This is a genomic window from Fluviirhizobium alvei, from assembly GCF_030551875.1.
In the GTDB taxonomy this organism is placed as follows: Bacteria; Pseudomonadota; Alphaproteobacteria; order Rhizobiales; family Rhizobiaceae; genus Rhizobium_E; species Rhizobium_E alvei.
The window spans coordinates 24,854-43,345 of the sequence record NZ_JAUOZU010000010.1; the positions used below are offsets into that span (position 1 = coordinate 24,854).

The window sequence follows — 18,492 nt, forward strand, 5'->3', positions numbered from 1 at the left end:
TGTCAACGCAATTCTAATCGATTATATCGACGCGTTTCGCGCGTTCTGACCCCATGAGGGGCCCCGCCGAGACCCGCCGACCCAGTTCGGACGGCTTCCCATTTCTTTAATAGGCCTGCTTTAAGCAACTCTCAACAAGCCAGCCTTGAAACGGGCAAGATGACATGCAAAGACAGAAAAAAGAGAGAAAACTATGTCAATGCAGGATTTTTGCCCCTTCGAAGTCATCTCCGGTCGCAACGATCTTGGACTGGTTCTGCTCGGAGATCACGCTTCCAACCGCCTCCCGGCTCAGTATGGCGATCTCGGTCTGCCGGCCTCCGCTTTCAACCGTCATATCGCCTATGACATCGGTATAGAACCGCTGCTGCGCTCGCTGGCGGCAACGTTGAATGCTCCTGCTGTCATGAGCTGCTTTTCCCGGCTTCTGATTGATCCGAACCGCGGAGCGGATGATCCGACGCTGATCATGAAAATTTCCGATGGCGCCATCATTCCGGGCAATCACCCGCTTGCCCCCGAAGAGGCCGCCCGCCGGGTCGATCTTTACTATCGCCCCTACCACGATGCGGTGGCCGCACTGATCAAAGCGGTGGACCAGGAAAGCGGACGGGCGCCCTTGGTTCTGTCACTGCATTCTTTCACGCCCACCTGGAAGGGTACGGCTCGGCCTTGGCATGCGGGCGTGTTGTGGGACAGTGATCCGCGCGCGCCCACGGCGCTGCTGCAAGCACTCAAAGCCCAATCCGACATCGTCACCGGTGACAACGAACCTTATGACGGTGCCCTCAAAGGGGACACGATGTACAAGCATTGCATGCGCGCCGGTATCCCGCATGCGTTGCTCGAGGTCCGGCAGGACCTCATCGGCGATGAAGCCGGCGTCGAAGCCTGGAGCCGGCGCCTTGCACCGATTTTCGAGCAGATGAATGCTGACGCCACGCTGCATGAATACAAGATCTATCCGTCGCGGACCGGTCCCTATGACACCAGTCCCACGATCTGAAAAAGGAGATCTGCGATGACCGATTTGACACCCGAGCAACAGACCCAACTGGAAGCAGCAGCCTTCCGCAGGCTGGTTTCGCATTTGCGCGAGCGCACCGACGTGCAGAATATCGATCTGATGAACCTCGCTGGCTTCTGTCGCAACTGCCTGTCGAACTGGTACCTCGACGCCGCCAAGGCTGCCGGGCTCGATGTCAGCAAGGACCAGTCGCGTGAACATGTCTATGGCATGCCCTACGAAGACTGGAAGGCCCGCTACCAGTTCGATGCAAGCCCCGAAAAACAGGCTGCCTTCGAACGCAACCGTCCGAAGGAAGGCTGAAACAGGCCGCCGCCGAACAGCGGAAAAGGCTTGACCTCACGACTGTTTCGCGGCACGTGATCCGACCAATCAACCGAGTGGAATCAGAAAAGGAGCAGGACGCATGTCAGATGCACACGGTGTCGCGCGCGATCAACTGAAGTCCTTCATCGAGCGCATCGAGCGTCTGGAAGAAGAGAAGAAGACGATCGCCGACGACATCAAGGATGTCTATGCCGAGGCCAAGGGCACGGGTTTCGACACCAAGATCCTCAAGAAGGTCATTTCCATCCGCAAGCAGGACAAGGACGAGCGAATGGAACAGGAAGCCATCCTGGAAACCTATCTCATGGCGCTCGGCATGATCGAAGGTCCGCCGGACGACGAATGAGCTTCAGCGCACACGGTGCAAAATCAAAACCCCGTCCCGATATCGATCGGGACGGGGTTTTTCGTTTCTGATCTCTGGTGGCTCGGATTACTGCGTGTTGCCGAACAGGCCCTCGCCGCCAAACCGGGCAGGATCGATCTTGGTGTTGAAACCGGCAGCATAAGCGTCGTCAGGCTGACGGGTCAGGGCACTGGCGACAAAACGCGGGGCCTTGACGGGTTTGGCCATCTGATCCACGCGACCCTTGTCGATTGCCCATTTCGCAATCAGGTTGCCGGTCAGTTCCTTGGCTTTGCCAGGCTTCTTGGTATCGGTCTTCTGAACCAGGGTCTTCGCTTTCGGACGGCCGCCCTTCTTCACGTCACGCACCGGCTCGGCATCGCTGGTCCGCAACTCGTTCGGGATCGTGATCGATCGGGTAAGCGTCTGTTTCGGCACATCGAGAGCCGCCATTTCAGCCAGCCCATTGTCGGCACTGTCCTTGGCGTCGGCTGCATCGAGGCTGTCGATGATGCCGGCAACCTCGTCGGTGTCGGTTTCCTTGTCGTCCGCGGCAGGGCCGGTCTCGGCAGCAAGAGCTGCGATCTCTTCCGGCTTCACGTCGGCCTCCGGCAGATCAACATCTTCAGCCTTGGCGACATTGATTGCGGGACGCTCGATCGGCATCGGTACCATGGCCGATTTCAGGGCATCCGGTTCGGCAGAGGCTGTTTCGATCACAGCCTCGCTGTCGCCGGGCCGCTTGCGAGCACCGAGCAATTGCGGAACCGGAACGGCGACAGTTGCCAGATTGACGAACTCTTCCTTCTTAGCCTCAGGAACCAGCGCAGGGTCCGGTTGCGGCACCAGAGCCGCCTGCATCGCTTCTTCCGCAGGGTTTGTCTTCTGCGACAGAAGTGCGGTTTGCAGCTTGGAGTCGCTGCTTTCGTAGGTCGGGCGAATGCCGGGAACCGGAGCGTTGATGAGGTCCTTCTCGTCAACCGCAGCCGTCAGGATCGGCTCAGGCTTCTGCTTGGCCTCCCGGGCAGGCTTGGTTTCCTCGACCTTTGCCATCTGGGTCGAAGCTTCGACAATTTCTTCCTCGTCCTCGTCACCACCGGAGAACAGGGCGGCGAGAAGGCTCTTGCTGCGACGGTTATCGCTATCCGTTTCCTTGGATCCGCCACCGGCAACCAGGATACTGTCGGCATCAACCCGCTTGCGGTAATCGGCAAGGGCTGCGGCATAGCCCGGCATGGTTCCGCCTTCGGCAGGCCGATGCAGGGTCTTGCCATCCGGGAACAGGCGAGCCAGTTCACGACGCGGCAGTCTGGGCCAGGCGCGGACGCCACCGACATCCATATGGACGAAGGGGGAACCCGACGTCGGATAGAAGCCAACGCCGCCCACCTGGAACTTGACGCCGATTTCGCGCAGCTTGCGCAGCGGCACGTCCGGAATATAGAAGTCCATGGCCTTGCCGAGAATATGCTGGCTTTTTTCGGCCACGCCCTTGGAGCGTGAACGCAGCATGGCATTGGTGCCGGCAGAGCGGTAGCCGCCGATCACATGGATGTAATCGCGCGATCCGGACTTCTGGTACACTTCCCAGATCAGGTCGAACAGCCGCGGGTCCATGCGGGTCGGCTCGTTCTTGCGCCAGTCGCGCAGGATCATATTCAGCTGTTTCAGACCCTTCGGGTCATAGCGCCCATTGCGTTTGAAAACGATGGTCGCCTTTTCGTGGGAATGCACGTGGTAGATTTTCAAGGCTCTGGTCTGGGCAGCTTCGGCGCCCGGCACCATGAAGGCCATAGCCAGAAGCGCGGCAGGAACTGCCATCTTCAGACCAACCATCGCCTTCCTGAACATAGCGCCCAGCGTCACAGCCGCAGCACTTGCCCGGTTATTGGTGTCTTCGTTACGATACAACTCGATCCCCGTCCGCTGGCCATCGTGTCCCAATTTGCCTCATGCAGGTCAATTACGGTCAGACGATGGCAAATGCGTTACTGGCGTTCCTACCCCTGAATATAGTGAACAATGCACTAACAAGGGATAAACGCCAACCAGGCTTTCATACCAAGGCAAGGCTTTAACCCCAATCCAGCGCTGTTTTCCAGCACTTTCTTCGAATCGCCGCCAGATCCTTTGCTTAACCTGGATCTCTACACTTGCACCGGACTGTCCTAACCGCCATGACAGAGGTCAACGGAAACAGCCTGAATCGGGTGCATTTTACGCAAACGCAAAAAGCCCGCCGTTGAAATCGGCGGGCAGTTGCAATAAGGCGAATCACCTTCAGGCGGTTTCGGGCTCCACCTGCTTGAGCGGATTGTCGGGGTCGATGCCGTAATCCTTGAGCTTGCGATAGAGCGTCGAGCGACCGATGCCGAGCCGGCGAGCAACTTCGCTCATCTGGCCACGATAGAAGCGCAAGGCGAACCGGATCAGTTCCTCCTCCAGTTCCGCAATCGGCCGCACCTCACCATCCTCACCGATGGCCGCAAGCGATCCTTCAGTCTGTGCGACGGGTTTGGAAGCGCCGGGATAATTCACCCCGACAGGCGTCGCAAAGGCACCACCGAAATCGGGATAGACCTCGGGCATGTCCGACACCGCCAGACTGGGGGCAGTGACGACATCGCGCTTGCCGGAGAAGATGCTTTCGCCGTCGGCAGCAATATAGCCCGGGATCTGGGCGGCGATCTGCGGGAAATCGCCGATGTTGAGCTGATCGTCCTGGGCCAGAACCACAGCGCGGAAAATCGTGTTCTCGAGCTGGCGAATGTTGCCCGGCCAATCATAGGCGGTCAGCAGCGCCATGGCAGCCGGTGTCAGTTCCGGCACGCGGGCAAGCTTCTGGCTGGCGGCAAACCGTTCGACGAAAGTGCGGGCCAGAACCGGAATATCCTCCTTGCGGCGCCGCAGAGCCGGAATGGTGATCGGGAAGACGTTGAGGCGATAATAAAGGTCCTCGCGGAATTCACCTGCCTTGACGGCAGCGATCAGGTCCTTGTTGGTCGCCGAAATCAGGCGCACATCGACCTTCTGCGGCCGGCGCGCACCGATCGTCTCGATTTCGCCATTCTGGATCGCCCTCAGAAGTTTTACCTGCACTTCGAGCGGCAGATCGCCGATTTCATCAAGGAAGAGCGTGCCACCGTCGGCTTCGGCAAACTTGCCGATATGTTTTTCAGTGGCACCGGTAAAGGCACCCTTTTCATGGCCGAACAGGATGCTTTCGACCAGATTGTGCGGAATGGCACCGCAATTGACGGTGATGAACGGTTTGCCAGCCCGTTCGCTGCCGGACTGGATGGCGCGGGCAACCATTTCCTTGCCGACGCCCGATTCTCCTTCCAGCACCACCGGAATATCGGACTGGGCGGCGCGGCGGGACAATTCCATGACCCGGGCCATTGCCGGACTGACCGCCACGATGTCATCGAAGCGAATGACGCCGCTGCGATTGCGGGAACTCGACCGGCTTCCCTGGCCATTGTCGACCTTAAGCGCATTGGTGATCGCCGAGCCGATCCTTTCGGGCGAAACCGGTTTCACAACGAAATCGAATGCGCCGGCACGCATCGCCATGACGACGGTTTCGATGCCGCCCTGCCCGGTTTGAACGATCACCGGAACTTCCGTGCCCTGCTCGCGCAAGGCATTCAGAAAGGCAATGCCATTCATTTCCGGCATCATCAGGTCGAGAATGATCACGCCGATCTTGTCGCCGTGTTTCGCCAGCATTTCCAACCCCTGGCGACCGTTTTCGGCGAGATGGGGAACATGCCCGATCCGTTCGACAGCATGCTTGAGAAGGCGCCGCTGGACGGGATCGTCATCGATCAGCAAAACATGGGTGGTCAAGGGGAAGTCTCCCTGTTGTTCTTGTTGTGTGAGCTACCCTGACACAGAGGCTTGAAAATCCTGTTTTGAGAAATGCTTGCATTTTAACGATCGCCGCATCAAACAGGGCGACCCGGAATTGCGAGGAAAAGATCATGAAAATCCGCCCCTTCTTTCATAGCAACGAATGCGATCCGAAGCAGATGCATTCCGCAGCCGAAGCGGTCGGCAGTCCCGTGGAGCTTTCCGATCTTCCGCAATGGAACCTCGGCGATCTCTATCCGTCGCGCGATGGTGAAGCCTTCCTCGGCGACCTCGCCCGTGCCCGCACCGATGCCGCAGCCTTCCGGGACAAATGGAAGGGGAGGCTCCCTGAGGCCTGCAAGGCCACCGGCACCAGCGGTCTGGGCCAGGCCCTGAAGGAGTTCGAGGCCCTGGAAGATCTGATCGGCCGCATCGGCTCCTATGCCGGCCTCGTCTATTATGGAGACATGACGGATCCCGCGAACGGTAAGTTCTTTGCCGATACCAGTGCCGCGATCACCGACATGGCCTCCAACCTTCTGTTCTTCGGGCTTGAACTCAATCGCATCGATGATGCCGCGCTGGAAGGCGCGATGACGAACGATCCGGTAGCCGGCCACTATCGCCCCTGGCTCGAGGATCTCCGGCGTGAAAAGCCGCACCAGCTCGACGACCGCACCGAGCAGCTTTTCCTGGAAAAGAGCCAGACCGGCGCGAGCGCCTGGAACCGGCTCTTCAATGAAACGATGGCGGCCCTTCGCTTTCCGCTCGATGGCGAAAGCCTGGCGCTCGAAGAGGCGCTCAACAAGCTGCAGGAGCCGGATGCCGATCTGCGCGCCAGGGCGGCGCAATCGATCGCCGGCGTGTTCAGGGACAATGTCCGCATCTTCACGCTGATCACCAATACGCTCGCCAAGGATAAGGAAATTTCCGACCGCTGGCATGGATTCAACGACATTGCCGACAGCCGACATCTGTCCAACCGCGTCGAGGGGCCGGTGGTCGATGCCTTGGCCGCTGCCGTCAAGGCCGCCTATCCCCGACTGTCGCATCGTTATTATGCGATGAAGGCGAAATGGCTCGGCATGGAGCAGCTGGAATATTGGGATCGCAACGCGCCCTTGCCGGAAACCCCGTCACAGCTGGTCAGCTGGCAGGAGGCGAAGGACACCGTCCTTTCGGCCTACCACGATTTTCACCCGGAAATGGCGCGCATCACCCGTCGTTTCTTCGACGAGAACTGGATCGATGCGCCGGCCCGCCCCGGCAAGGCGCCGGGCGCCTTCGCCCATCCGACCGTTCCTTCGGCACATCCTTATGTTCTGGTCAATTATCTCGGCAAACCGCGCGATGTCATGACGCTGGCGCACGAGCTTGGCCATGGCGTGCATCAGGTGCTGGCCGGCGAACAGGGCGCACTGATGAGCGCAACGCCGCTCACGCTTGCCGAAACAGCATCCGTCTTCGGCGAAATGCTGACCTTCCGCGCCCTTCTCGCCAAGACGAAGGACCGGACCGAACGTAAGGCCATGCTCGCCCAGAAGGTCGAGGACATGATCAACACGGTCGTGCGCCAGATCGCCTTCTATGAATTCGAACGCCGCGTGCATACGGCCCGCCGGGAAGGCGAACTGACGTCGGAACAAATCGGCGAAATGTGGATGGCGGTGCAGGCCGAAAGCCTCGGGCCGGCCATCAGGCTCTCGGAAGGCTACGAGAACTGGTGGACCTATATCCCCCACTTCATTCATTCGCCCTTCTATGTCTATGCCTATGCGTTTGGCGATTGCCTCGTCAATTCGCTCTATGCCGTCTATGCCAAGGCGGAACCAGGCTTCCAGGAGAAGTATTTCGCGCTCCTGCGCGCCGGCGGGACCCAGCATTATGCCGACCTTCTCAAGCCTTTCGGCCTTGATGCCACCGATCCGTCGTTCTGGGACAAGGGCCTGTCGATGATCGAAGGGCTGATTGACGAACTTGAGGCGCTTGATAGGGAGGCATGAGCCTCGCCATCAGGAAGGACCTATGACGCCAGAAGAACCTTTCGTGCTGTTGCGCGATGACCGGGAGGACGAAACGCTTGCCTTCGTCCATCCGGAACGGCTGATCGTGGCATGGGATGAAGAAGGTTTCACCAACGGCCTTCAATCGCTGGAGCAGGCAAGACGGGACGGCAAATGGATCGCAGGCTTCATGTCCTATGAAGCGGGCTTTCTGTTCGAGGAGAAGCTGAAGCGACGGATGCCGGTGCGGCTCGAAACGCCGCTGATGGCCTTTGGCGTTTTCGCCGGCCCTTCCTTTGAACATCCGCTGGGCGTACCCCGGCAGAGGATGGAAAACGAACCGTTCCTGGAAGCGCCGCGGGCCGAATGGAGCCTTGAGGACTATCGCGAACGTTTCGACCGGCTGCATGGGCACCTGCGCAAGGGCGATTGCTACCAGGCCAATCTGACGATGCCGGTCCACGCCACATGGAAAGGCGATCCGATCGCCGCCTTCTGGTCACTGATCGAGCGACAGCCTGTCCATTACGGAGCCCTCGTCAATCTTGGCGGGCCGATCCTGTTGTCGCGCTCTCCGGAACTCTTCTTCCGCGTCGGACGGGACGGCTATATCGAAACCCATCCGATGAAGGGGACCGCGCGCCGCGGCCAAAGTGCAGCCGAAGATGCCGAAATCATCGCCACGATGAAGGCCGACATCAAGACGCAGGCCGAAAACCGGATGATCGTCGATCTCCTGCGCAACGATATCTCGCGCATCACCGAAGTCGGAACGCTTGACGTGCCGAAACTCTTCGAGGTCGAGACCTATCCAACCGTCCACCAGATGGTCAGCCACGTTCGCGCCAAGCTTCTGCCCGACCTGACGATCGGCGATATCTTTGCCGCACTGTTCCCTTGCGGCTCCATCACCGGCGCGCCGAAACTGCGGGCCATGGAAATCCTCCATGATCTCGAGGCCGGTCCGCGTGGCGCCTATTGCGGTTCGATAGGTTTCATCGCGCCGGATGGAACCATGCGCTTCAACGTCGCCATTCGGACGCTTTCGCTCTATGACGATGGCCGGGCCATCTTCAATGTCGGCGGCGGTATTGTCTTCGATTCCAACGCCGAAGACGAATATGCCGAATGCCTCTTGAAGGCACGCTTCGCTGTCGGTGACCGCGAGATCGGCCGATGAGCGCTTTCTCCCTCATCGAGACCATGCGCTACGAACCCGGACAGGGCATTCTCCGTCGCAACCTGCATGGGGCGCGTCTCTCCAACTCCGCACGCATATTCGGCTTTCCGGGCGCTGATGCGGCGCTTGCAGCACTCGATGACCTCGCGGCGGCTGCGGCATCCAGCCTGCGACTGCGTCTCGAGCTTTTCCCCGATGGTCGTCACGAGATGACCTCGGCCCCCTTTGCTTCCTTGCCGGAAGGTAAGACCTGGCGCGCGCGGATCGCGAGCAACACCCGGCTCTCTTCGTCCGATCCGAAACTCCGGCACAAGACGTCGGATCGGGCCCGCTATCAGGCGGCACGCGCGGAATATTCGCCCGAAGAGGCCGATGAGGTGCTGCTGACCAACGAAAAGGGTGAGCTTTGCGAAGGTACGATCACCAATCTTTTCGTCGATGAAGGGCACGGCCGGTTGCTGACCCCGCCGCTTTCCTCAGGATGCCTGGCGGGCGTCCTGCGCACGAGCCTCATCTGCGCCAAAAAGGCACGGGTCGCCGCAATCAAACCGGATGACATTGCCGGCCGACCTTTTTATCTTGGCAATTCGCTGAGAGGCCTGATCCCCGCCATCCTTGCCTGAAAGTCCAAGATGCTGATCCTGACCGTGACCTATAAAGTACCGCTCGAACAGGTGGAGCCGTTGAGCACACCTCATATGGAATGGGTGAAACAGGGTTACGAGCGGGGCTGGTTTCTCGCATCCGGCCGAAAGGTGCCGCGGACAGGCGGTGTCATCCTCGCCCGCGGCCCGCGCCAGGAAATCGAGGCTTTTCTGGCCGAAGATCCTTTCGTCACCGGAAATGTCGCCGACTACGACATTGTCGAAGTCGCTTTCACGACCACGGTCGCGGGTCTCGATGCTCTGAAAGACGATGGGACGAAACCATGAGCGATCCGTTCCGATACAAGCCCTTTACCCTGCCTCTCAAACCTTTCAGCATCGGGCTTTCGGCCATCGATCCGAAACAATGGATCGAGCCCGATGGCGATCTTCTCTCCTATCTCGACGAGAAGAACCGCCTGCTCGAAACCAACCGCGACGACATTTTCCGCGAGGTAGAAGGATCACGCGAGGCGCAGGCCGAAGCGCGCGACCTGCTCGTTGAGCATCTCACCGGGGAACATCCCGAACTCTATCGCCGGGAAGATGAGACCATCCGCTTTCTCGATCGGTCCGTTGCGCTTCATGAGCCCGATGTCGCGCCCCTGCTGACGGCCGGTTCCATCGTCGCCGATGATCTCGTGGTTCTGGAAAAGAAGCCGGACGGCTGGAACGTGACCGCCGGTTATGTCGCCTTTCCGTCCGGTTGGTCACTGAAGGAAAAGGCCGGCCTGCCGATGGAGGGCGTTCATGCCCATGTGCCGGGCTTTGAAGGCGGCACCCGCAACGCGATGATGATCAATCGCATCTTCGACAATCTGCAGCCGGATCTGCCGGCTGCCCGCCTCAACTGGTCGATCTATCCGGAAGGCGAACTGTTCTGGCCGCCGGAACGTGGCGCCCGCGCGGATCGCGGCGACTTCAATCCCGCCAACAATTTCATCCGGGTCGAGCGCCAGACGCTCAGACGGCTGCCGAAAACCGGCGCCATCCTGTTTACGATCCGGATCTACCAGGATCCGTTGACCCTGCTCGCCGGCCAGCCCGATCGTCGCGATCTTGCGCTGGCGCTCGCCGCCAAGCTGGAAGAATTCACGCCCGAGCAGCTGCGCTACAAGGGCATGGTCAAGAAGAAGGACAAACTGGTCGAATATCTGAGAGGATAGAACCGGGTCCGACCGCGACCGCTTGAGACAAGAAGGCTGTAGTTCGAAGGCAGCACATCCCTTCGCCTCTCTCCTTTTCCCCTTTTTTATGACGCCAAACTGTGTTTAGTGAACCTACACATTTGTGCAAATAGGAGACCCAGCCCAAAATGACAGAAGCCAACTACCCGGTTTATGGCGAAATCACCGGTCCGATCGTGATGATCGGCTTTGGTTCGATCGGACGTGGTACTTTGCCCCTCATCGAACGCCACTTCAAATTCGACAAGAGCCGGATGGTGGTCATCGATCCTCGTAACGACGAGGCCGAGCTTCTTGCCAAGCATGGTGTCCGCCATATCCAGGCCCATGTCACGAAGGAGAACTACAAGTCTCTCCTCAAGCCGCTGCTGACCGAAGGCGAAGGCCAGGCTTTCTGCGTCAACCTGTCGGTGGATACCGGTTCGGTGGATCTGATGAAGCTCTGCCGCAAGCACAATGCACTCTATATCGATACCGTCGTCGAGCCCTGGCTCGGCTTCTATTTCGACAAGGACATGGACAATGCCAAGCGCACCAACTACGCCCTGCGCGAAAGCATGCGGGCCGAAAAGGAGCGCAGCCCCGGTGGCGCGACGGCGGTTTCCTGCTGCGGCGCCAATCCCGGCATGGTCTCGTGGTTCGTCAAGCAGGCGCTCGTCAACCTCGCCAATGAAATCGGCCTCAAGTTCGATGAACCGGCACAGGACGATCGCGAAGGCTGGGCAAAGCTGATGAAGAAAGTGGGCGTCAAGGGCGTCCATATTGCCGAGCGCGATACGCAGCGCACCAAGAACCCGAAGCCATTCAACACTTTCTGGAACACCTGGTCTGTCGAAGGCTTCATTTCCGAAGGCCTGCAACCCGCCGAGCTTGGCTGGGGCACCCACGAAAAATGGATGCCGAAGAACGCCAAGAAGCACAAGAAGGGCTCCAAGGCAGCGATCTATATCGAGCAGCCCGGCGCCAACACGCGCGTTCGCACCTGGTGCCCGACGCCCGGCCCGCAGTACGGCTTCCTCGTCACCCATAACGAGTCCATCTCGATCGCCGATTTCTTCACGGTGCGCGACAAGGATGGCGATGTAACCTACCGTCCGACTTGCCATTACGCTTACCATCCGGCCAATGATGCGGTGCTGTCGCTGCATGAAATGTTCGGCAATGGCGGCAATGCGCAGCCGGTTCTGCATGTTCTCGACGAGCACGAACTGGTCGATGGTGTCGATGAACTCGGCGTCCTGCTCTATGGCCACGAAAAGAACGCCTACTGGTATGGTTCGCGGCTTTCGCTCGAGGAAACCCGTCGCATTGCGCCTTACCAGAACGCGACGGGCCTTCAGGTAACCTCCGCCGTTCTCGCAGGTATGGTCTGGGCACTCGAAAATCCGGAAGCCGGCATCGTTGAAGCCGACGAGATGGATTACAAGCGCTGCCTGGAAGTACAGTCGCCCTATCTCGGCCCGGTGGAAGGTCACTATACCGACTGGACGCCGCTCGATGGTCGCCCGGGTCTATTCCCGGAAGATCTCGACGAAAACGATCCCTGGCAGTTCCGCAACATCCTCGTCCGCTGATCGGACGAATTCGATCTTTCACCCCGCGCCAATGCGCGGGGTGCCTTTCCCGGCAGTTGTGTGCTGGACCATTCAAACCCTTGCTTTCACTTTCGAAAGGCTGCAAACTGCCGATCGAACACAAGGCGGGGCTGAGGCGAATGGCCTGCCGGCGCCGACGGGAGAAATTGATGAAGTACTTTGCCATTCCCCTCATTGTCGCCACTGCGGCACTGGCTTCCTGCACCACCGAGCGGGAACGCCCCCTGCCCGAGCCGAACCGGCCGGCGGCCACCTCCATCGAGGGTACCTGGACTGATCCGAACGGCCTGATCTCGACCTTCCAGGCCGGCAGTTTCAACACAAGGACGACGGATGGCTCGAACCAGCTTCTTGCGTCTGGCACCTATATCAATTCATCGGGTAATCTCTACGAAATCAGCCTGACCTCGCTGGTGCAGAACAAGCAATCCAAGGTCAATTGCGCCATGGTGACGCCGGACCAGTTGAACTGCACCGCCGATTCCGGTCTGCAATTCGTTCTCAAGCGGCAATCGAATTCGGTCGTTGTTCGCTGATGCCGCAAAGGGTGGCCAAGGCCACCCACGGCAAACTGCCTGTCACATTGCCGGGCTAAACGCATCTTGATTGTTTACTGACGAAAGGGAGACTGTGATGAACCGTTACCTCCGCGTGGCTTTTTTTGGTGCCTCCGCCCTGGCGATCTCCGCCGGTTCGGCCTTCGCCGACTACGAACTCAATATTCTTCATATCAACGACTACCATTCGCGAATCGAAGCCATCAACAAGTTCGATTCGACCTGCTCGGCTGAAGAGGAAGGCAAGAACGAGTGCTTCGGCGGCATCGCCCGCATGAAGACTGCGATCGAAACTGCTCGCAATGCCATCACCGGCGCCAAGGGCAATGTCCTGGTGCTCGATGCCGGCGACCAGTCCCAGGGTTCGCTCTTCTATTCGCAGTACAAGACCGCTGCGATCGCCGAATTCATGAATGGCATCGGCTTTGATGCCATGGCTGTCGGCAACCACGAATTCGACGATGGCCCGGAAGAACTGGCAAAGTTCATCGACGCGGCCAAGTTCCCGATCATCTCGGGCAATGTCATGGCACCGGCGAGCTCGCCGATCGGCGGCAAGCTGAAGCCTTATGAAATCAAGGATGTTGGCGGACAGAAGGTGGCGATCCTCTCTGTTCTCGCGACCGATACGCCGGAAACCTCTTCGCCCGGCCCGGCGATCCTGTTTGAGGACGAGATCACCTACCTGAAATCGACCGTCAAGGAAATCGAAGCCCAGGGCATCAACAAGATCGTGCTGCTTTCGCATGTCGGCTATCCGCGCGACAAGCAGATCGGAGCCGCCGTTGACGGTATCGACGTGATCGTGGGTGGCCACAGCCATACGCTTCTGTCGAACAAGGACGAGAATGCGGCCGGTCCCTACCCGACCATGGTCAAGGATCCGTCCGGCAAGGACGTTCCGATCGTTACAGCCTATGCCTATTCGAAATATCTCGGCGAACTGAAGGTCGTGTTCGATGACAATGGTGTCGTCAAGTCGGCCACCGGCGAACCGAAGCTGCTCGATGCCACCGTCAAGCCCGATGAGGCCTATGTGGCCCGCGTCAAGGAACTTGGCGCACCGATCGAAGCCCTGAAGCAGAAGGTGATCGGATCATCCGCAGAACCGATCGACGGCTCGCGTGACAATTGCCGCGCCCGCGAATGCGCCATGGGTAACCTCGTGGCCGATGCCATGCTTGACCGCGTCAAGGATCAGGGCATCGAGATCGCCTTTGCCAATGGTGGCGGCCTGCGTGCCTCCATCGATGGCGGCGATGTCTCGATGGGAGAAGTGCTGACGGTGCTGCCGTTCCAGAACACGATCGCGACCTTCCAGCTCAAGGGCGAGGACGTGGTCGCAGCGCTCGAAAGCGGCGTGTCGCAGGTCGAGGAAGGCAAGGGACGCTTCCCGCAGGTCTCGGGCCTCAAGTTCAGCTTCGATGCATCCAAGCCTGCCGGCAGCCGCGTCAGCGACGTTCAGGTCAAGACCGCGAGCGGCTATGCTCCGATCGATCCGGCCAAGGTTTATGGCGTCGTGGCCAACAACTACACGCGCGGCGGCGGCGACGGCTACAAGGTCTTTGCGGAAAAGGCGATCAACCCCTACGATTTCGGGCCGAGCCTGGAAGATACGGTTGCCGCCTATATCAGCAAGAATTCGCCCTACAAGCCCTATCTGGATGGCCGCATCGTTGAACTGGCCGCCGCTGCCAAGCCGGTCGAAGAAGCCAAGCCGGCTGCCGAGGTGAAGGTACCGGAAATGCCGAAGGCCTCGACCGAAGTGGCGACCCAGCCGCCTGCGGTTGCCGGTGCCGAGAACAAGCATGTCATCGTCAAGGGTGACAATTTCTGGAACCTCGCCAAGCAGTTCTATGGTGCAGGCGCGATGTGGAAGAAGATTGCCGAAGCCAATGGCAATCCCAAGCCCCGTCACCTGACCATCGGCAAGGAACTGGTCATCCCGGCGAAGTGAGCCGATCTGACGCATCGAATGGGCGGTCCGGGCATTCCCCGGGCCGCCATTTGCTTTTATAAGCGGCCTAAAGATCCAAAACTGCGGGATGCTCGTAAAAGAGATCTTGCAAAGAAGAGAATGAATTGCCCATGAGCATGCTGCCCGCAGATCATCCGCCCGTAAAATTTGGCAAGGTCGGTGTCCTTCTCGTCAATCTCGGAACACCGGATGGCACCGATTACAAATCGATGCGCCGTTACCTGAAGGAATTCCTGATGGACCGGCGCGTGATCGAATGGTCGCCATTCTTCTGGTATCCGATCCTGTTCGGCATCGTTCTCAACCGGCGGCCGCAGAAGGTCGGCAAGGCCTATGAGGCGATCTGGAACAAGGATCGCGACGAGAGCTATCTCAGGACTTACACCCGCTCTCAGGCGGAAAAAATGGCAGAAAGGCTCAAGGATCTGCCGAATGTCGTGGTCGATTGGGGCATGCGCTACGGCCAGCCATCGATCAAGGACAAGATCAAGAATCTCACCGATCAGGGCTGCGAGAAGATCCTGCTGTTCCCGCTCTATCCGCAATATGCTGCGTCGACCACCGCAACGGTGAATGACAAGGCATTCGATGCGCTGAAGGCTATGCGCTGGCAGCCGGCGCTACGGACGGTGCCACCCTATCATGACGACCCGGCCTATATCGAAGCGCTGGCCAATTCGGTGAAGGCCCATCTGGCGACGCTGGATTGGGAACCGCAGCTTCTCGTCACCTCGTTCCACGGCATCCCGCAATCCTACTTCAAGGCCGGCGACCCTTATCACTGCCATTGCCTGAAGACTGCCCGTCTGCTGCGCGAAAAGCTTGGCTACAGCAAGGACCAGTTCATGGTGACCTTCCAATCGCGTTTCGGACCGGAAGAATGGCTGCAGCCCTATACCGACAAGACAATGGAAGCGCTGCCCGGTAAGGGCATCAAGCGGATCGCGATCATGAATCCCGGCTTCGTTTCCGACTGCCTGGAGACCCTGGAGGAAATCGCTGGCGAAGCCGGTGAAATCTTCCACCATCATGGCGGTGAGAAATTCACGCACATTCCATGCCTGAACGACAGTTCCGACGGGATCAACGTGCTTGAGGCTCAGGTTCGTCGCGAATTGATGGGGTGGGTATAACCACGCGGCGGAAATCGTTTCGACCACCGTATTTCCGTCGTCACTTGCAAATAAAAATGGCGCTCCTATCGTATTAGGGAAGAACCGGGCATTAGGCCCGGTCTTTGAACGGGAGAGCTAAGATGGATTCCTTGTCGGGTCTCGATATCGCGGTCATCGCAATTGTCGTGCTGGTGGTTGCCACACTGATCGCCGGTATCAAGACCGTGCCTCAAGGCTATAATTACACGGTCGAGCGCTTCAAGCGCTATACGCGCACACTGCATCCGGGTTTGAACCTGATCATCCCTTACATCGACACGATTGGCGCCAAGCTCAATATGATGGAGCAGGTGCTGGATGTGCCGACGCAGGAGGTCATCACTAAGGACAATGCCAGCGTCAAGGCCGATGCCGTCGCCTTCTATCAGGTGCTGAATGCCGCACAGGCCGCCTACCAGATCTCCAACCTCAACCAAGCCCTGCTGAACCTCACCATGACCAACATCCGTTCGGTCATGGGCTCGATGGATCTCGATGAACTTCTGTCGAACCGCGACACGATCAACGAACGACTGCTGCGCACGGTCGATGAAGCGGCCAATCCCTGGGGCATCAAGATCACCCGCGTCGAGATCAAGGACATTACGCCGCCGGCCAATCTGGTCGAATCCATGGCGCGGCAGATGAAGGCCGAACGCGAAAAGCGCGCCCAGGTGCTGGAAGCCGAAGGACTGCGCGCCGCCCAGATTCTCAAGGCGGAAGGCGCCAAGCAGGCTGCGATCCTCAAGGCCGAAGGCGAACGCGAAGCCGCGTTCCGCGAGGCAGAAGCCCGCGAACGTCTCGCTGAAGCCGAAGCGAAAGCAACCCAGATGGTTTCGCAGGCCATCGGGGCCGGCAATGTTCAGGCGCTCAACTATTTCGTCGCCCAGAAATACACCGAAGCTCTGACGTCCATCGGGACGGCGGGCAACTCGAAGATTGTGCTGATGCCGCTCGAAGCATCGTCGCTGATCGGCTCGCTGGGCGGCATTGGGGCAATCGCCAAGGAAGTTTTCGGCGACAATGGCGGTTCGACGCCGACCACGCCGCGCCCGACTACCCGCAACACCGGTTCCGCCGTCCCCTCGACAGCGACAACGCCGAACCCGTTTGTTATCCGTCCCAATCCGGAAAACCAGTCATGATCGCTTCGCTCGTTCGCGAAATGGGGCCATGGGCCTGGTGGATCTTTGGTGCGATCCTCCTCGCAGCAGAGATCCTGGTGCCGGGCAACGTTCTGGTCTGGATCGGGCTTGCCGCGCTTGCGACCGGCCTACTCTCCAATTTCCTCTGGACTGCCGACTGGTGGAACTGGGAAGTTCAATGGCTGGTTTTTGCCGGACTGGCCGTTGTGAGCGTTCTCATCGGCCGCCGTTGGCTGCTTCGGCATGGCAATGCCAATGAGGAGCCAACCCTCAACCGCCGTACGGAGAGCCTGATCGGTCGCACCGCCGATCTTTATGAACCGATCGTCAATGGTCGCGGACGCATCCGGATCGGCGATACGATGTGGATGGTCGAGGGCGCTGACGCACCCGCAGGCACCCGCGTGAAAGTGGTCGGTTCCAGCGGAAGCGATCTCAAGGTCGAAGCGATATGAGCCGACGAGCCTAAGCCGATCAGGCGACGCCGACCCGCAAGAGATCGTGGAAATGCACGATCCCGATCGGGCGGCGCTCGTCATCGACGACGATCAGCGCGGAAATGTTGTGCTGCTCCAATAGCGCCATGGCGCTCGTGGCCAGCGCATTTTCCCGCACGGTCTTGGGATCGCGCGTCATCACGTCATCGACATTGAGAACGGACAGATCCCGCGCCAGATTACGCGCCATGTCGCCTTCTGTCACGATCCCGCACAGCCGGCCGCTATCGTCGACAACGCCGACGCATCCGAAACGCTTGTGCGAGAGAACCGAAACGGCCTCAGGCATCGAAGTGCCCTTGGGCACCAGAGGAACCCGGTCTCCCGTATGCATGACATTCTTGACATGCGAGAGCATGGCTCCGAGCTTGCCACCGGGATGGAAGGTGCGGAAATCGACCGCGGAAAAGCCGCGCGCTTCAAGAAGCGCGACAGCAAGCGCATCGCCGATCGCAAGCTGCATCAGCGCCGATGTCGTCGGAGCCAGGCCATGCGGGCAGGCTTCCTGCGATTTCGGCAGGCAAAGCAGAACGTCCGCCGCACGTCCAAGAGTTGAACTCTCGCCGGAGGTCACTGCAATGAGCGGTATCGAAAAGCGGCGCGAATAGGCGATGATGCCCTGCAGTTCGGTACTTTCGCCGCTCCAGGACAAGGCAACGATCGCGTCGTCGGGCGTGATCATGCCGAGATCGCCGTGGTTGGCCTCGACAGGATGGACGAAGAAAGCCGGTGTGCCGGTCGATGCAAGGGTTGCGGCAATCTTGGCGCCAACGTGGCCGCTCTTGCCCACGCCACTCACCACAACACGGCCCTTGAGGCCGACAATCCGTTCCACGGCTTGCGCAAACGGTTCGGCAAGACCGTTGCTCAGCGCCTTTTCGAGATCGGCGAGGCCAGATTTTTCGGCGCGCAAGGTGCGGAGTGCCGAGCGCGCGGCATTGTTTTCGGGCATTTGAGCGATATTTCCTGTCATCGCTCCCGTTTACTCCTTCTTTTT

General features: G+C 59.3%; 17 protein-coding genes. 14 read left to right on the top strand and 3 right to left on the bottom strand.

Translation table 11 applies throughout. From position 1 onward, the window contains the following. Positions 1-199 precede the first annotated feature (199 nt). The 3 genes from Q4481_RS15015 to Q4481_RS15025 all read left to right on the top strand — a co-directional run bounded on the left by Q4481_RS15015 (position 200) and on the right by Q4481_RS15025 (position 1,700). A complete protein-coding gene (locus Q4481_RS15015; RefSeq protein ID WP_304377363.1) occupies positions 200-1,006 on the top strand; it encodes an N-formylglutamate amidohydrolase in 807 nt (268 codons plus the stop codon). Between the two features lie 15 nt (positions 1,007-1,021). After that, positions 1,022-1,330 carry a DUF1244 domain-containing protein gene (locus Q4481_RS15020; RefSeq protein ID WP_304377210.1) on the top strand — a complete coding sequence of 103 codons (309 nt, stop codon included), beginning with the start codon at positions 1,022-1,024 and terminating at the stop codon, positions 1,328-1,330. Positions 1,331-1,433: 103 nt separating this feature from the next. Beyond that, positions 1,434-1,700, top strand: coding sequence for a DUF2312 domain-containing protein (locus Q4481_RS15025; RefSeq protein WP_304377211.1), 267 nt, complete (start codon positions 1,434-1,436; stop codon positions 1,698-1,700). Between the two features lie 87 nt (positions 1,701-1,787). On the opposite strand, the gene Q4481_RS15030 is transcribed toward Q4481_RS15025, so the two are convergent. Continuing rightward, positions 1,788-3,611, bottom strand: a complete 1,824-nt coding sequence (locus Q4481_RS15030) for a peptidoglycan L,D-endopeptidase MepK (protein WP_304377212.1) — start codon at positions 3,609-3,611, stop codon at positions 1,788-1,790. Positions 3,612-3,980: 369 nt separating this feature from the next. Then, a complete protein-coding gene (locus Q4481_RS15035; protein ID WP_304377213.1) occupies positions 3,981-5,552 on the bottom strand; it encodes a sigma-54-dependent transcriptional regulator in 1,572 nt (523 codons plus the stop codon). Between the two features lie 134 nt (positions 5,553-5,686). Here Q4481_RS15035 and Q4481_RS15040 point away from each other — a divergent pair, with 134 nt between their 5' ends. The 11 genes from Q4481_RS15040 to Q4481_RS15090 all read left to right on the top strand — a co-directional run bounded on the left by Q4481_RS15040 (position 5,687) and on the right by Q4481_RS15090 (position 17,453). Then, positions 5,687-7,558: a M3 family oligoendopeptidase gene (locus tag Q4481_RS15040; protein WP_377353129.1), complete on the top strand. Its 1,872-nt coding sequence runs from the start codon at positions 5,687-5,689 to the stop codon at positions 7,556-7,558. A gap of 22 nt (positions 7,559-7,580) precedes the next feature. Then, the gene (locus tag Q4481_RS15045; RefSeq protein ID WP_304377214.1) at positions 7,581-8,738 is read left to right on the top strand and encodes an aminodeoxychorismate synthase component I; all 1,158 of its coding nucleotides are present in this window, start codon (positions 7,581-7,583) and stop codon (positions 8,736-8,738) included. Continuing rightward, complete coding sequence (locus Q4481_RS15050; protein ID WP_304377215.1) at positions 8,735-9,361, top strand: aminotransferase class IV family protein; 627 nt, start codon at positions 8,735-8,737, stop codon at positions 9,359-9,361. The genes Q4481_RS15045 and Q4481_RS15050 overlap by 4 nt, the downstream gene beginning before the upstream one ends. 9 nt (positions 9,362-9,370) lie before the next feature. Next, entirely contained in the window at positions 9,371-9,670 is a 300-nt protein-coding gene (locus Q4481_RS15055; RefSeq protein WP_304377216.1) for a YciI family protein, read from the top strand. Further along, positions 9,667-10,548: a heme-dependent oxidative N-demethylase family protein gene (locus Q4481_RS15060; RefSeq protein ID WP_304377217.1), complete on the top strand. Its 882-nt coding sequence runs from the start codon at positions 9,667-9,669 to the stop codon at positions 10,546-10,548. Before Q4481_RS15055 ends, Q4481_RS15060 begins: the two co-directional genes overlap by 4 nt. Positions 10,549-10,697: 149 nt before the next feature. Then, a complete protein-coding gene (locus Q4481_RS15065) occupies positions 10,698-12,143 on the top strand; it encodes a homospermidine synthase (RefSeq protein WP_304377218.1) in 1,446 nt (481 codons plus the stop codon). A 170-nt stretch (positions 12,144-12,313) separates the two neighbouring features. After that, positions 12,314-12,700 (top strand): outer membrane lipoprotein Omp10, encoded by a 387-nt coding sequence (omp10, locus tag Q4481_RS15070; RefSeq protein WP_304377219.1) that lies wholly within the window; start codon positions 12,314-12,316, stop codon positions 12,698-12,700. Between the two features lie 97 nt (positions 12,701-12,797). Next, complete coding sequence (locus Q4481_RS15075) at positions 12,798-14,678, top strand: 5'-nucleotidase C-terminal domain-containing protein (RefSeq protein WP_304377220.1); 1,881 nt, start codon at positions 12,798-12,800, stop codon at positions 14,676-14,678. A gap of 131 nt (positions 14,679-14,809) precedes the next feature. Further along, positions 14,810-15,832, top strand: coding sequence for a ferrochelatase (gene hemH / locus Q4481_RS15080; RefSeq protein ID WP_304377221.1), 1,023 nt, complete (start codon positions 14,810-14,812; stop codon positions 15,830-15,832). 131 nt (positions 15,833-15,963) lie between these two features. Continuing rightward, positions 15,964-16,998, top strand: a complete 1,035-nt coding sequence (locus Q4481_RS15085; protein ID WP_377353182.1) for an SPFH domain-containing protein — start codon at positions 15,964-15,966, stop codon at positions 16,996-16,998. Continuing rightward, complete coding sequence (locus Q4481_RS15090) at positions 16,995-17,453, top strand: NfeD family protein (protein ID WP_304377223.1); 459 nt, start codon at positions 16,995-16,997, stop codon at positions 17,451-17,453. Before Q4481_RS15085 ends, Q4481_RS15090 begins: the two co-directional genes overlap by 4 nt. A gap of 19 nt (positions 17,454-17,472) precedes the next feature. On the opposite strand, the gene Q4481_RS15095 is transcribed toward Q4481_RS15090, so the two are convergent. Continuing rightward, on the bottom strand, positions 17,473-18,468 hold the full coding sequence (locus tag Q4481_RS15095) for a KpsF/GutQ family sugar-phosphate isomerase (RefSeq protein ID WP_304377224.1): 996 nt from the start codon (positions 18,466-18,468) through the stop codon (positions 17,473-17,475). Positions 18,469-18,492: the final 24 nt, after the last annotated feature.